A 14,100-nucleotide genomic window follows, 5' to 3' on the forward strand; every position below is an offset into this window, starting at 1 on the left:
GCACCTGTGAAGCCGTCATCGCGGGCAAGCCTTGCTCCCACAGGTCATGGGGTACGCACTATGCGCGTACGACACAAATCCGTGGGAGCAAGGCTTGCCCGCGATAGGGCCAGCACCAGCACCGCAAATCCGCCCCGCGGTAAAAGATCGCAGCCTCCGGCAGCTCCTGCGCGTTGGCGCCAGCCCTTGATCGTGGCACGATGTCAGGGTTATCGACCGAGACCCCCTGACCATGCCGCAATCCCAAGCCAAGAATCTGTCCCTGATCGCCGCAATCGACCTGGGCTCCAACAGCTTTCACATGGTCGTGGCCAAGGCCCAGAACGGCGAAATCCGTATTCTCGAACGTCTCGGGGAAAAGGTTCAGCTGGCTGCCGGCATCGACGAAGAACGCCACCTCAGCGAAGAATCCATGCAGCGCGGGCTCGATTGCCTGAAGCGCTTCGCCCAACTGATCAACGGTATGCCCCCGGGCGCCGTGCGGATCGTTGGCACCAACGCCCTGCGTGAAGCCCGCAACCGTGCCGAATTCATCCGTCGCGCCGAAGAAATCCTCGGCCATCCAGTGGAGGTCATCTCCGGTCGTGAAGAAGCGCGCCTGATCTACCTCGGCGTGTCCCACACCCTCGCCGACACCCCAGGCAAGCGCCTGGTGGCCGACATCGGCGGCGGCAGTACCGAATTCATCATCGGCCAGCGTTTCGAACCGTTGCTGCGCGAAAGCCTGCAAATGGGTTGCGTGAGCTTCACCCAGCGCTATTTCAAAGATGGCAAGATCACTCCGGCCCGCTACGCCCAGGCGTATACGGCGGCCCGACTGGAGATCATGAGCATCGAACACGCCCTGCACCGCCTGACCTGGGATGAAGCCATCGGCTCCTCGGGCACTATCCGCGCCATCGGCCTGGCGCTGAAGGCTGGGGGTCACGGCACGGGAGAGGTAAATGCCGAAGGCCTGGCCTGGCTCAAGCGCAAGCTGATCAAGCTCGGCGATGTCGAGAAAATCGACTTCGAAGGTATCAAGCCTGACCGCCGGGCGATTTTCCCGGCCGGCCTGGCCATTCTCGAAGCCATCTTCGATTCCCTCGAACTGCAACGGATGGACCACTGTGAAGGTGCCCTGCGTGAAGGCGTGCTTTATGACCTGCTGGGCCGCCATCACCACGAAGACGTCCGCGAACGCACCCTCACCTCGTTGATGGAGCGCTATCACGTTGACCTGGAACAGGCGGCGCGGGTCGAGCGCAAGGCCCTGCATGCCTTCGACCAGGTGGCCAAGGACTGGGATCTGGAAGACGGCGTCTGGCGCGAATTGCTCGGCTGGGCCGCCAAGGTCCATGAAGTGGGCCTGGACATCGCCCACTATCAATACCACAAGCATGGCGCCTACCTGATCGAACACTCGGACCTGGCCGGCTTCTCCCGCGAGGATCAACTGATGCTCGCGCTGCTGGTGCGTGGCCACCGCCGTAATATCCCCAAGGACAAGTTCGCCGAGTTCGGCGACGACGGCATCAAGCTGATTCGCCTGTGCGTGTTGCTGCGCTTTGCAATTCTGTTCCACCACATCCGTGGCACCCAGCAAATGCCCCAGGTGGAACTGAACGCCCATGACAATCACCTGGAAGTGGTGTTCCCGGAAAACTGGCTCGATGAAAACCAGCTGACCCAGGCCGACTTCGCCATCGAGGCGGAATGGCTCACCCGGGTCGACACCGTACTGACCGTGCGCTAAACCCCGTGGGAGCAAGGCTTGCCCGCGATAGCGTCCGTGAGACCGCCATCGCGGGCAAGTCTTGCTGCTACAGCGTGTTGGACGGAAACAAAAATGGCGATCCCCAAGGATCGCCATTTTTTATTGCCCGGCGCTTTTAGCGAACCGCCAGGATCGGACTGCCCAACCGCTCCAGCAATGTCGCCTGGGCACTACGCGGGTTCTGGTTGCCGGTCGGCGTGTTGCGGATGTAACGACCGTCCGACTGCAGGCTCCAGCTGTGGGTGTTATCGGTGAGATACAACTCCAGCTCTTTCTTGACCCGCATGATCAGCTTCTTGCCTTCCACCGGGAAGCAAGTCTCGACGCGCTTGTCGAGGTTGCGCTCCATCCAGTCGGCACTGGAGAGGAACATCTGTTCTTCACCACCATTGAGGAAGTAGAAGACCCGGGTGTGTTCCAGGAAGCGACCGATGATCGAGCGCACGTGAATGTTGTGGGAAACCCCGGCAATCCCCGGCCGCAGGCAGCACATGCCACGTACCACGAGGTCGATGCGCACACCTGACTGGCTGGCCTTGTACAACGCGCGGATGATCTTCGGATCGGTCAGCGAGTTGAACTTGGCGATGATGTGCGCCGGCTTGCCATCGAGGGCGAACTGGGTTTCGCGGGCAATCATGTCGAGCATGCCCTTCTTCAGGGTGAACGGCGCATGCAGCAGCTTCTTCATGCGCAGCGTCTTGCCCATGCCGATCAACTGGCTGAAGAGTTTGCCGACGTCTTCGCACAAAGCGTCGTCGGACGTCAGCAGGCTGTAGTCGGTGTACAGGCGGGCGTTGCCGGCGTGGTAGTTGCCCGTGCCCAGGTGCGCGTAACGCACGATCTCGCCGGCCTCGCGACGCAGGATCAGCATCATCTTGGCGTGGGTCTTGAAACCGACCACGCCGTAGATCACTACTGCGCCGGCCGCTTGCAGACGGCTGGCCAGTTGCAGGTTGGACTCCTCGTCGAACCGCGCACGCAATTCGATCACCGCAGTGACCTCCTTGCCGTTACGCGCCGCATCCACCAGCGCATCGACGATTTCCGAGTTGGCCCCGGAGCGATACAAGGTCTGGCGCACCGCCAGAACGTGTGGGTCCTTGGCCGCCTGACGCAGCAGGTCGACCACCGGGGTGAACGACTCGAACGGGTGCAGCAGCAGAATGTCCTGCTTGCTGATCACGCTGAAGATGTTCTCGCTGTTCTGCAGCAGTTTCGGGATCTGCGGGGTGAATGGCGTGTATTGCAGCTCGCGCTGGCTGTCGAGGCCAGTGATGCTGAACAGACGCGTCAGGTTCACCGGGCCATTGACCTGATACAGCTCGGTCTCGCTCAGGTTGAATTGCTTGAGCAGGTAATCGGACAGGTGTTTCGGGCAAGTGTCGGCCACTTCCAGGCGCACCGCGTCACCGTAGCGACGGGAGAACAACTCGCCACGCAGGGCACGGGCCAGGTCTTCGACGTCTTCGGAGTCCAGTGCCAGGTCGGCGTTTCGGGTCAGACGGAACTGATAGCAACCCTTGACCTTCATGCCCTGGAACAGGTCATCGGCGTGGGCGTGGATCATCGACGACAGGAACACATAGTTGTCGCCAGCGCCGCCAACCTCTTCCGGCACCTTGATGATCCGCGGCAGCAGGCGCGGTGCCGGGATGATCGCCAGACCGGAATCGCGACCGAAGGCGTCGATGCCCTCGAGTTCGACGATGAAGTTCAGGCTCTTGTTCACCAGCAGCGGGAACGGGTGCGTCGGGTCGAGGCCGATCGGGGTGATGATCGGGGCGATTTCGTCGCGGAAATAACGGCGTACCCAGGTCTTGAGCTTGGCCGTCCAGTGGCGACGGCGGATAAAGCGGACCTGATGCTTTTCCAGTTCCGGCAACAGGATATCGTTGAGGATCGCGTACTGGCGGTCGACGTGCCCGTGCACCAGTTCGCTGATGCGGGCCAGTGCCTGGTGCGGTTGCAAGCCATCGGCGCCAGCCTGTTCACGGGCAAAAGTGATTTGTTTCTTGAGACCGGCGACGCGAATCTCGAAGAACTCGTCCAGGTTGCTGGAGAAGATCAGCAGAAACTTCAGCCGCTCCAGCAAGGGATAGGACTCGTCCAGCGCCTGTTCCAGCACGCGGATGTTGAACTGCAGTTGCGAAAGCTCGCGATGGATGTACAGGCTGCTGTCATCCAGGCCGGGTATGGCAATCGCCGGAGCCGCCAGCGCGGGCTCGGTCACCGTCGCGGGTGGAGCGGGCTCCAGCTCCGGTGGGGTTTCGGCAATTTGCTCCACCACAGGTTGAGCATCTTTTACGGCAACTTCAGTGAGTACTTCGGTATTCATCGAATGTTCCTGGGAGGGCTATTTCTGCTCTCGTAACAATTGAGCTGCGCGAACGGCAAAGTACGTCAGGATGCCATCTGCGCCTGCACGTTTAAAAGCGGTCAGGGACTCGAGGATAACCCCTTCGCTCAACCAGCCATTCTGGATCGCTGCCATGTGCATGGCGTATTCGCCGCTGACTTGATAGACAAACGTCGGCACTTTGAATTCTTCTTTGACCCGGCAGAGGATGTCCAGATAGGGCATGCCTGGCTTGACCATGACCATGTCTGCGCCTTCTGACAAGTCAGCCGCCACTTCGTGCAGGGCTTCGTTGCTGTTGGCCGGGTCCATCTGATAGGAGGCCTTGTTGGCCTTGCCCAGGTTCAGCGCCGAACCGACCGCATCGCGGAACGGCCCGTAGTAGGCACTGGCGTACTTCGCCGAGTAGGCCATGATCCGCACGTTGACGTGACCGGCCACTTCGAGGGCTTCGCGGATCGCCTGGATGCGCCCGTCCATCATGTCCGACGGCGCCACGACCTGAGCACCGGCTTCGGCATGGGACAGGGCTTGCTTGACCAGTGCGTCGACGGTGATGTCGTTCTGCACATAGCCTTCTTCGTCGAGAATGCCGTCCTGGCCGTGGGTGGTGAACGGGTCCAGCGCGACGTCGGTGATCACACCCAGTTCCGGGAACTGCGCGCGCAGGGCACGGGTGGCACGCTGGGCGATACCCTCGGGGTTCCAGGCTTCGGCGGCGTCCAGCGACTTGAGGTCCGGCGGCGTCACCGGGAACAGCGCCAGCGCCGGAATGCCCAACTCGACCCATTTAGCCGCTTCTTCCAGCAACAGATCGATGGTCAGGCGTTCGACGCCAGGCATCGAGGCAACCGCTTCGCGACGGTTTTCACCGTCAAGCACGAACACCGGCAGGATCAGGTCATCGACGGTCAGGACGTTTTCACGGACCAGTCGGCGAGAAAAATCGTCACGACGGTTGCGGCGCAGGCGGGTTGCAGGAAACAAACGGTTGGCGGGGGTAAAGCTCACGACAGACTCCTGAGCCCGCGCAGACGGGCGAGCGTGACAGTTATAAGCGGCCATTATGACGAACAGATGACAGTTGTGTGCAACCTGTGACACGTAGCCGCATTCCATTGTCGTTGTAGGAAATGTTCACGTCGAGACACATTTGGACACTTTCCTGAATGTGTACGAAGGGTTAGGCTGCGCGTTCATTTCGCCAGCACCCAGACAATGCTCCAACAATTTCTGCATGACTTCGGCTACTTTGCCCTGTTTCTCGGCACATTCTTCGAAGGCGAAACCATTCTGGTACTCGCAGGCTTCCTCGCGTTCCGTGGATACATGGACATCAACATGGTGGTGGTCGTGGCCTTCTTCGGCAGCTATGCCGGCGATCAGCTGTGGTACTTCCTGGGACGCAAGCACGGTCGCAAGCTGCTGGCACGCAAGCCCCGCTGGCAACTGATGGGTGACCGGGCGCTGGAACATATCCGCAAGCACCCGGACATCTGGGTCCTGAGCTTCCGCTTCGTCTACGGCCTGCGTACGGTGATGCCGGTGGCGATTGGCCTGTCGGGCTATCCACCGGGCCGTTATTTGCTGCTCAACGGGATTGGCGCGGCAATATGGGCCGCCGCGCTGGCGGCAGCGGCCTATCACTTCGGCGCGGTGCTGGAAGGCATGCTCGGCAGCATCAAGAAATACGAGCTGTGGGTCCTCGGTGCCCTGCTCGTCCTGGGCCTGGGTTTGTGGCTGCGCCGCCGCTTCAAGAATGCGCGCCTGGCCAAGCAGGTCTACGCCGACGAGCAAGCCTTGAAGGCCGAACAGGCCAATACCGGCGAACCTAAGACGCCAGTCGAGTGAAACGGTTTCTACAGCAGTAGAGACCGATGCCGCTGAGCAGGCTGTAACTGAGCAGGCCGACCCAGCCCACCGCGCTGGCCGGCCAGAGCCCCACCACCGGCGCCAGCCACACCAGTGGCACGTTCGACGCCAGCCGCAGCAGCTCCAGCTTCAACGCCCACGGGCGATTCTCCAGGGCCACGCCCAGCACGAACAGTCCCAGTGCCACTGCCCCCCAGCCCAGCACCAGAGCGGGGGTTGACAGACTCGGCTCCAGATTCATCAAGTAGCTGCCCAACGCGATGTAGACGCAGAACTGCAACACCACGTACCACACCTGACGCCCATCCAGTGGCACTTCGAATTTGCGAAACTGACTCAGGTCCGGTTTGCTCATCGGATACTTCGCCGCCACATCCGCCGGCCGCCACCCCGTGCGCATGAACCAGATCCGACACTTGTCCCAGGTGCTTTCGGCACGCCGCGCATCGGCCCATAGCTGCGCGTAAAACTGCACGTTCGCCCATATCGGATTCCAGCTCGCCAGCGGCGTGGTCACACCGAAAATCACGGGTTCGTTGTCGTCCTCCTCCTGGAAGGAACCGAATAGACGGTCCCAAATAATGAACACCCCACCGTAGTTGCGATCCATGTAGAGAGCGTTCTGCGCATGGTGGGCCCGATGATTGGATGGCGTGACAAAGAACCACTCGAACCATCCGAGCTTGGGAATGTGCCGGGTGTGGACCCAGAACTGGTACAGCAGGTTCAGCGAGGCGACACTGATAAAGACCAGCAGCGGCACGCCGGCCAAGGCCATGGGCAGATAGAAGATCCAGCTCAACAGGAATCCGGTGCTGGTCTGGCGCAGGGCGGTGGAGAGGTTGTAGTCCTCGCTCTGGTGATGCACCGAATGCGCGGCCCAGAGAATGTTGCGCTCGTGGCCCATGCGATGCAGCCAGTAGTAGCAGAAGTCGTAAAAGACGAAGGCGAACACCCAGACCCACACGCTATCGGCCGAGAGCTCGAACCACGCCAGATGCTTGAGGGCCAATGCATAGGTGACAAACCCCACACCCTTGGTCAGCAGGCCGGTGGTGGTCGACAGCACGCCGGTGCTGATGCTGTTGATCGCGTCCGCCACCCGATAATTGTTGACCCCGCGCCAACGGTCGGCCAGCAGCTCGACGGCAATCAGCACAAAGAAAAACGGCACCGCATACAAAATGAAGTCCATGACGCGCCCTGGTCGGAATCTGTAGCACAGATCCTATGTTTAGCCGCGAATTAACCCTATGGCAACGAGTGACAAATTAGTGGACATTTAACGCCATGAATCTGGAGAAAAGCCCATGAGCAAAAAAGTTGCAGTGATCCTTTCCGGTTGTGGTGTGTACGACGGCGCCGAGATCTATGAAAGCGTGATTACCCTGCTGCGCCTGGACCAGCGTGGCGCGCAGGTGCAGTGTTTCGCACCAAATATTGCGCAGCTGCATGTGATCAACCACCTGACCGGCGAAGAAATGCCCGAATCGCGCAATGTGCTGGTGGAATCGGCGCGGATTGCCCGCGGCGAGATCAAGGATATCCGCGAAGCAGACGCCGAAGATTTCGATGCCCTGATCATTCCCGGCGGATTCGGATCGGCCAAGAACCTCTCCAACTTCGCCATCGAAGGCACCGGCTGCACCGTGCAACCGGAAGTCCTGGCCTTGACCGAAGCGTTTGCCGAGGCCGGAAAACCGGTCGGCCTGATCTGCATCTCCCCTGCCCTGGCGGCGAAGATCTATGGCCCCGGCGTGACCTGCACCATCGGCAACGATGCCGACACCGCAGCCGCCCTGAACAAGATGGGCGCCACCCACAAGGATTGTGCGGTGAGCGACATTGTCGAAGACAAGGCGCGCAAACTGGTGAGCACCCCGGCGTACATGCTGGCGCAAAGCATCAGCGAAGCCGCTTCGGGCATCAACAAACTGGTCGACCGCGTACTCGAACTGACCCACGAAAACGACGCCTGATGTGATCTGAATGCGGAAGCGAGCCTGCTCGCGAAAGCGGAGTGTCATTCAGCATTGATGTTGACTGATACATCGCATTCGCGAGCAGGCTCGCTCCCACAAGGTTTTATGCCAGCCTCAGGGTTTGCGGGTCAGCCGGGTTAATATCCGATCCAGCGCATTGGCAAACGCCTGCTTCTCGCGCTCGCCAAACGGTGCGGGGCCGCCGCTCATCTGCCCCTGCTCACGCAAATCGGTGAACAGGTTGCGCACCGCCAGCCGATCGCCCATGTTCTGCGCGTCGAACTCCTTGCCCCGCGGGTCCAGCGCCGCTACGCCTTTTTTCACCAGGCGGTCCGCCAGGGGCACATCGCTGCAGATCACCAGTTCACCGGGCACTGCGTGTTCCACCAGGTAATCGTCGGCCGCGTCCGGGCCACTCGGCACCACGATCAGCTTCACCAGGGCCAGGCCCGGCTTGATCTGCGGCTGCCCGGCCACCAGCACCACTTCGAACCGGCGCTTGAGGGCGAACTTCACCACCAGATCCTTGGCCGCTCGGGGGCAGGCGTCGGCATCGATCCAGACACGCATAAGGTTTTCCTCTCTAAAAGCTTCGCGAGCAGGCTCGCTCCCACAGGTTATACGCAAATCCTGTGGGAGCGAGCCTGCTCGCGAATATGAGCGAAGCGAATGCCGTTAAGCCGTAACCCGCTGCTTCTCGGCCACACGACTGCGGCCATACAGCACGACGATCGCAATGATCGCCACCGCCTGCGCACTCAGCGAATACGCATCCGCATGAATCCCCAGCCACTCGAAGTCGAAGAACGGCACCGGCCGCGTACCGAAGATTCCGGCCTCCTGCAATGCCTTCACGCCATGTCCGGCGAACACCACCGACAATGCGCACAACAGACCGGCGTTGATGCTGAAGAACAACGCCAACGGCAATTTCGCCGATCCGCGCAGGATCACCCAGGCAAGGCCCACCAACAGCACCAGCGCCGTCGCGCCGCCAGCCAGCACCGCATCGTGGCCCGCAGCGCCAGCCTGCAACCACAGGGTCTCGTAGAACAGGATCACTTCGAACAGTTCACGATACACCGAGAAGAACGCCAGGATCGCAAAACCGAAACGCCCGCCACCGCCCACCAGGCTGCTCTTGATGTAATCCTGCCAGGCCGCGGCATGACGACGGTCGTGCATCCACACGCCAAGCCACAGCACCATGACGCTGGCGAACAACGCCGTCGCCCCTTCCAGCAACTCACGCTGCGAACCGCTGACATCGATCACATACGCCGCCAGCGCCCAGGTCCCGAGCCCGGCCAACAGTGCCAGCCCCCAACCGACGTTGACACTGCGCACCGCCGACTGCTGGCCGGTGTTACGCAAGAAGGCGAGGATCGCCGCCAGCACCAAAATCGCCTCCAGCCCTTCACGCAGCAGAATCAACAGGCCGGAAATGTAGCTCAGCGACCAGCTCAAGCCGTCGTTGCCCAGCAAGCCGGCAGAGGCCCTCAACTTGGCCTTGGCCGCCTCCAGACGCTGCTCGACCTGCTCCATCGGCAAGCCATCCTGCAACGACTGACGGTAGGCCATCAGCGACTTTTCGGTGTCTTTGCGCACATTGGCATCGACGTTATCGAGAGAGCTTTCGACCAGCTCGAAGCCTTCCAGGTACGCCGCCACCGACAAGTCATAGGCCTGTTCGCGGTCGCCCGCACGGTAAGCTGCGAGGCTCTTGTCCAGGGTGGCGGCGGTGTAGTCGAGCAACTGCGCCGGGCCACGCTTGACCTGCGGTGGTTGCGCCCGTTGCGCACGGAAGGTTGCCGCCGCTTGCGGACCATCGGCAGCCTGCACTTCGGCCGGTGTCTGGCGGGCCAGATCGGCAATGTTGTAGACCTTGTCGCCGCTGGACGTCGCCGGGTCCGAACTGAAGCTGGCGATATAGGTGGCCAGGTCCCAACGCTGACGATCATCCAACTGATCGGCGAAGGCTGGCATGTCGGTGCCTTCAACCCCTAGACCCAGGGTGCTGTAGATCGCATAGAGACTCAGGTGATCCAGACGCGCGTTATCACGCAGGTTGGTCGGAGGCGGCGTCAGGCCGACGCCCGCCGGGCCATCACCCGCCCCGGCATCGCCGTGGCATACCGAACAGTGCTGCGCGTACAGCGGCGCACCACGGGTCGGGTCCGGGGTGATGATCGGGGCCTGGCTGACTTCATAGGCCACGGCCAGCTGCGCGCCGAGTTGCCGTGCCTGACGGGCGACATCCGCGCCATCCTGACGCGCAGTGATCGCATGACGCAGTGTGCTGATGCCCTGCTCCAATCCGGCCTTTTCCTGCTTGGCCGGCATGCCAGTCACCAGGCCTTGTAACGCCTGGACGAACTCCAATTGCTCGCGGTATTCAGCCTCGTTGACAACCTTGCCTGCCTGCACCGCTTCCGGGTAGTCCGCACCAATGTAATCGAGTAAATGCAGGGCTTGCGGTGCGCCCTCCACCGTGTCGGCCAGCAGATTAAAACTGCATAAGGCGAACACCGGCGCTATCAGCCAGGCCAGGAATCGGGACGGGGCAATCATGAATGAATCTCAATTGAAAACAGGAAGTAACATATTGTTCCCTCCCAATAACTTTCACTCAAGCTTTGTATGCACTGTCCAAGGGCTAGCCACCACCCGGCCAATAAAAAAGGCGACCTGAGAAGGTCGCCTTTTTTGTGCCTGCCGGTTTTACGCCGCCGCTTTTCGCAGCGTCGCCATGAACGCCGCCGCGCCGATGAACAGTCCGGCAAACGTGCGGTTCATGCGTTTTTGCTGTTTGGGCGTGCGCAACAGACGCAGCACCTTGGACGCCAGCCCGGTATACCCGGCCATGACGATCAGGTCGACGCAAATCATGGTCACACCGATGATCAGGTACTGGATCACCAGTGGCGCGTGCGGGTCGATGAACTGAGGCAACACCGCGAGCATGAACACCAGCGCCTTCGGGTTGCTGATGTTCACCAGGAAACCACGGAACACCAGGACCATCGGTTTGCCGATCGGGCGGATGGCCGCGTCATCCGCCATGTCGCTGGGCAGCGCACGCCATTGCTTGATCGCGAGGTAGACCAGGTACGCCACGCCGAACCATTTGATCGCATAGAAGGCTGTGGCCGACGCCGTGAGAATCGCCCCCACACCGGCGCCGACAATGGCGATCTGCACCGCCAGGCCCAATTGCAGGCCCAAGGCGTTCCAATAGCCACGCCAGAAACCGTATTGCAGACCGCTGGACATCGACGCAATGGCGCCGGCACCGGGAGACAGACTGATCACCCAGCAGGCGGCAAAAAACGCCAGCCATGTTTGAAGCTCCATTGCACACCTCGACTCAGACTCGTGACAGACGTCTAAGCTAATGCGGCTTTGGGCGGATGACTATCGATTTTTTGCGGGATATTGCGGTAGCCGACCGGCGTTTGCACCTTGAGGGCCCCTTCGCGAGCAGGCTCGCTCCCACAATTTGATCTCAGTGAGCACAAAATTTGTGAACACCTCAGATCCACTGTGGGAGCGGCCTGCTCGCGAAAGCGGTCTGTCAGCAAACAGAGGGCTTACTTCTCAAACCCACTCGAAGGAAACACATCAGTCCCACGCCAACGCCGCACCGAACGCTGGAAGAACAGGCTATTGGGCACTTGCACCATCGCACTGCCAGTACCCAGTTCTTCAGCCTCGATCAACGTGGTGTACAGCAGATTGATCGCCACGACCCGGCCTTTGACGCCAGGCTTGTCGGTGGTGTCCACCAATTCGACCACATCGCCAAGACGGAACGGGCCAACGGTAAAGATCAGGATCGCGCAGAGCAGATTGGAGAGCACGCTCCACATGGCGAAAAACGCCACCGCAGCGACCGCGACAAAACCGGACAACGCCGTCCAGAGCACCGTGGCCGACACCCCGAGGCGCTCCAGCACGAAAATCAGCGCGCTACCCATGATCAGCCAGCGCAGGCCGCCGCGCAGCGGCATCAGCAATTGCGGCGGAAACGGGTAGCGCTCGCCCAGTCGGGTCAGACCTTTGGCGACAAAGCGCTGGGCGATGTAACCGGCCAGCAGGATCAGCAGGATTTGCACGCCGAGCCAGATCGGCTCGACCCACATCGCCGGCAGCGGGAGCCTCAAGGCGTCCATCAGGACAGCGACTCCAGCTCCGCCTGCATGCTCTCCAGCAGTTCCAGGGCTTCCATCCAGGCTTCTTCCAGCTCCGCTTCACGCACCTTCAACTTGGCCTGCTCGGCCAGCAGATCACGCAACTCGTTCTTGCGCATTGGCTCGTAGATATCGCTGTCGCCGAGGCTGGCGTCGATCTTCGCCAGTTTCTCGTGGAGCTTGCCCAACTCGGATTCGAGCTTGTCGGCCTCGCGCTTGTGCGGTGCCAGTTGCTGACGCAAGGCGGCTGCAGCCTGACGCTGGGCCTTCTTGTCGGTCTTGTCCGGGTTGACCGGGGTTGTGCTGACTGGAGCATTGCGCTGACGGTAGTCCACCAGCCAACGGGTGTAGTCTTCCAGGTCGCCGTCGAACTCTTCGACCTTGCCGTCCGCCACCAGGAAGAAGTTATCGGTAGTGCTTTTGAGCAGGTGACGGTCGTGGGAGACCACCAGTACCGCACCACTGAATTCCTGTAGGGCCATGGTCAGCGCCAGGCGCATTTCCAGGTCCAGGTGGTTGGTCGGTTCGTCGAGCAGCAACAGGTTCGGCCGGTCCCAGGCGATCAACGCCAGGGCCAGGCGTGCCTTCTCGCCACCGGAGAAATTCAGCACCGGCTCATCGATCCGCGCACCACGGAAGTCGAAACCGCCGAGGAAGTCCCGCAGGGTCTGTTCGCGCTCGGTCGGGGCCAGACGCTGCAAATGCAGCAATGGGCTGGCCTTGGAATCCAGGGAGTCGAGCTGATGCTGGGCGAAGTAGCCGACGACGGTGTTCTCGCCACGGGTCAACCGGCCGGCCAGCGGTTCGAGTTCACCCGCGAGGTTCTTGATCAGGGTCGACTTGCCCGCGCCGTTAGGGCCGAGCAATCCGATCCGCGCGCCGGGGGTCAGTTGCAGCTTGACCTTCTCCAGCACGGTCTTCTCGCCGTAGCCCAGGCGGGCATCGGACAGGTCGATCAACGGGCTGGAAATTTTCTGCGATTCGCGGAAGACGAAATCGAACGGCGAATCGACGTGGGCAGCTGTCAGCTCTTCCATCCGCTCCAGCGCCTTGATCCGGCTCTGGGCCTGACGGGCCTTGGTGGCCTGGGCCTTGAAGCGGGCGATGTAGCTTTCCATGTGCGCGCGCTGTGCCTGCTGCTTCTCGTAGGCCTGCTGTTGCTGGGCCAGGCGTTCGGCACGGGCACGCTCGAAAGCGCTGTAGCCACCACGGTACAGGGTGATCTTGCGCTGATCGACGTGGGCCACGTGATCGACCACGGCATCGAGGAAGTCGCGGTCGTGGGAGATCAGCATCAGGGTGCCGGGATAATTCTTGAGCCACTCTTCGAGCCAGATGATGGCGTCGAGGTCCAGGTGGTTGGTCGGTTCGTCGAGCAGCAACAGGTCCGAAGGGCACATCAGAGCCTGGGCCAGGTTCAGGCGCATCCGCCAGCCACCGGAGAAATCTCCGACCTGACGATCCATCTGATCGTTGGTGAACCCGAGGCCCGCCAGCAACTTGCGCGCCCGCGCGTCGGCGGTGTAACCGTCGGCGCTGTCGAGCTCTGCGTGCAGGCGGGCCTGTGCGGCACCGTCATGGGCCGCTTCGGCGGCCGCCAGGTCGCGTTGCACCTGGCGCAGGCGCAAGTCGCCATCGAGCACGTAGTCGACCGCCAGGCGATCGAGCGTGTCGACCTCCTGGCGCATGTGGGCGATACGCCAGTCGGCCGGCAGGAAGCAATCGCCCGAGTCCGGGTGCAATTCACCCCGAAGCAAGGCGAACATGCTCGATTTGCCGGCGCCGTTGGCACCGATGAGGCCGGCTTTCTGGCCGGCGTGCAGCGTCAGCTCGGCGTCTTCTAGCAGACGTTGCGGGCCACGCTGTAAAGTCAGGTTCTGAAGTCGAATCATAATGGCGGCGGAGTCTACCAGCTTCGCTCGCAACTGGCGCGAGTAGCAC

Annotated in this window: 11 protein-coding genes; 3 read left to right on the forward strand and 8 right to left on the reverse strand. The window is 61.4% G+C overall.

The features are described from left to right. The first annotated feature begins 232 nt into the window (after nt 1–232). Nucleotides 233–1,735, forward strand: coding sequence for an exopolyphosphatase (ppx, locus tag BJ917_RS20150; protein ID WP_096514289.1), 1,503 nt, complete (start codon nt 233–235; stop codon nt 1,733–1,735). Between the two features lie 136 nt (nt 1,736–1,871). Here ppx and ppk1 read toward each other — a convergent pair whose 3' ends face one another. Together ppk1 and hemB are read right to left on the reverse strand one after the other, a co-directional pair. Further along, nucleotides 1,872–4,094, reverse strand: a complete 2,223-nt coding sequence (gene ppk1 / locus BJ917_RS20155) for a polyphosphate kinase 1 (RefSeq protein ID WP_096514288.1) — start codon at nt 4,092–4,094, stop codon at nt 1,872–1,874. Between the two features lie 18 nt (nt 4,095–4,112). Then, complete coding sequence (gene hemB / locus BJ917_RS20160; protein ID WP_096514287.1) at nt 4,113–5,126, reverse strand: porphobilinogen synthase; 1,014 nt, start codon at nt 5,124–5,126, stop codon at nt 4,113–4,115. Nucleotides 5,127–5,333: 207 nt separating this feature from the next. On the opposite strand from hemB, the gene BJ917_RS20165 reads away from it, so the two are divergent. Continuing rightward, nucleotides 5,334–5,966, forward strand: coding sequence for a DedA family protein (locus tag BJ917_RS20165; protein WP_096514286.1), 633 nt, complete (start codon nt 5,334–5,336; stop codon nt 5,964–5,966). Here BJ917_RS20165 and BJ917_RS20170 read toward each other — a convergent pair. Continuing rightward, a complete protein-coding gene (locus BJ917_RS20170) occupies nt 5,947–7,182 on the reverse strand; it encodes a sterol desaturase family protein (RefSeq protein ID WP_096514285.1) in 1,236 nt (411 codons plus the stop codon). The genes BJ917_RS20165 and BJ917_RS20170 overlap by 20 nt on opposite strands. A 115-nt stretch (nt 7,183–7,297) precedes the next feature. On the opposite strand from BJ917_RS20170, the gene elbB reads away from it, so the two are divergent. Next, nucleotides 7,298–7,966 carry an isoprenoid biosynthesis glyoxalase ElbB gene (elbB, locus tag BJ917_RS20175; RefSeq protein WP_096514284.1) on the forward strand — a complete coding sequence of 223 codons (669 nt, stop codon included), beginning with the start codon at nt 7,298–7,300 and terminating at the stop codon, nt 7,964–7,966. 117 nt (nt 7,967–8,083) lie between these two features. Here elbB and BJ917_RS20180 read toward each other — a convergent pair whose 3' ends face one another. From BJ917_RS20180 to BJ917_RS20200, 5 genes are all read right to left on the reverse strand, one after another. Continuing rightward, nucleotides 8,084–8,539, reverse strand: coding sequence for a YaiI/YqxD family protein (locus tag BJ917_RS20180; protein WP_096514283.1), 456 nt, complete (start codon nt 8,537–8,539; stop codon nt 8,084–8,086). Nucleotides 8,540–8,644: 105 nt separating this feature from the next. Then, on the reverse strand, nt 8,645–10,540 hold the full coding sequence (locus tag BJ917_RS20185) for a cytochrome c/FTR1 family iron permease (protein WP_121104249.1): 1,896 nt from the start codon (nt 10,538–10,540) through the stop codon (nt 8,645–8,647). A gap of 150 nt (nt 10,541–10,690) precedes the next feature. Beyond that, entirely contained in the window at nt 10,691–11,323 is a 633-nt protein-coding gene (locus tag BJ917_RS20190; protein WP_096514281.1) for a LysE family transporter, read from the reverse strand. A 236-nt stretch (nt 11,324–11,559) separates the two neighbouring features. Beyond that, complete coding sequence (locus tag BJ917_RS20195) at nt 11,560–12,141, reverse strand: mechanosensitive ion channel family protein (protein WP_096514280.1); 582 nt, start codon at nt 12,139–12,141, stop codon at nt 11,560–11,562. After that, complete coding sequence (locus tag BJ917_RS20200; protein ID WP_121104251.1) at nt 12,141–14,051, reverse strand: ATP-binding cassette domain-containing protein; 1,911 nt, start codon at nt 14,049–14,051, stop codon at nt 12,141–12,143. The genes BJ917_RS20195 and BJ917_RS20200 overlap by 1 nt, the downstream gene beginning before the upstream one ends. Nucleotides 14,052–14,100: the final 49 nt, after the last annotated feature.

This window comes from Pseudomonas sp. WPR_5_2, assembly GCF_003634475.1.
GTDB lineage: Bacteria > Pseudomonadota > Gammaproteobacteria > Pseudomonadales > Pseudomonadaceae > Aquipseudomonas > Aquipseudomonas izuensis.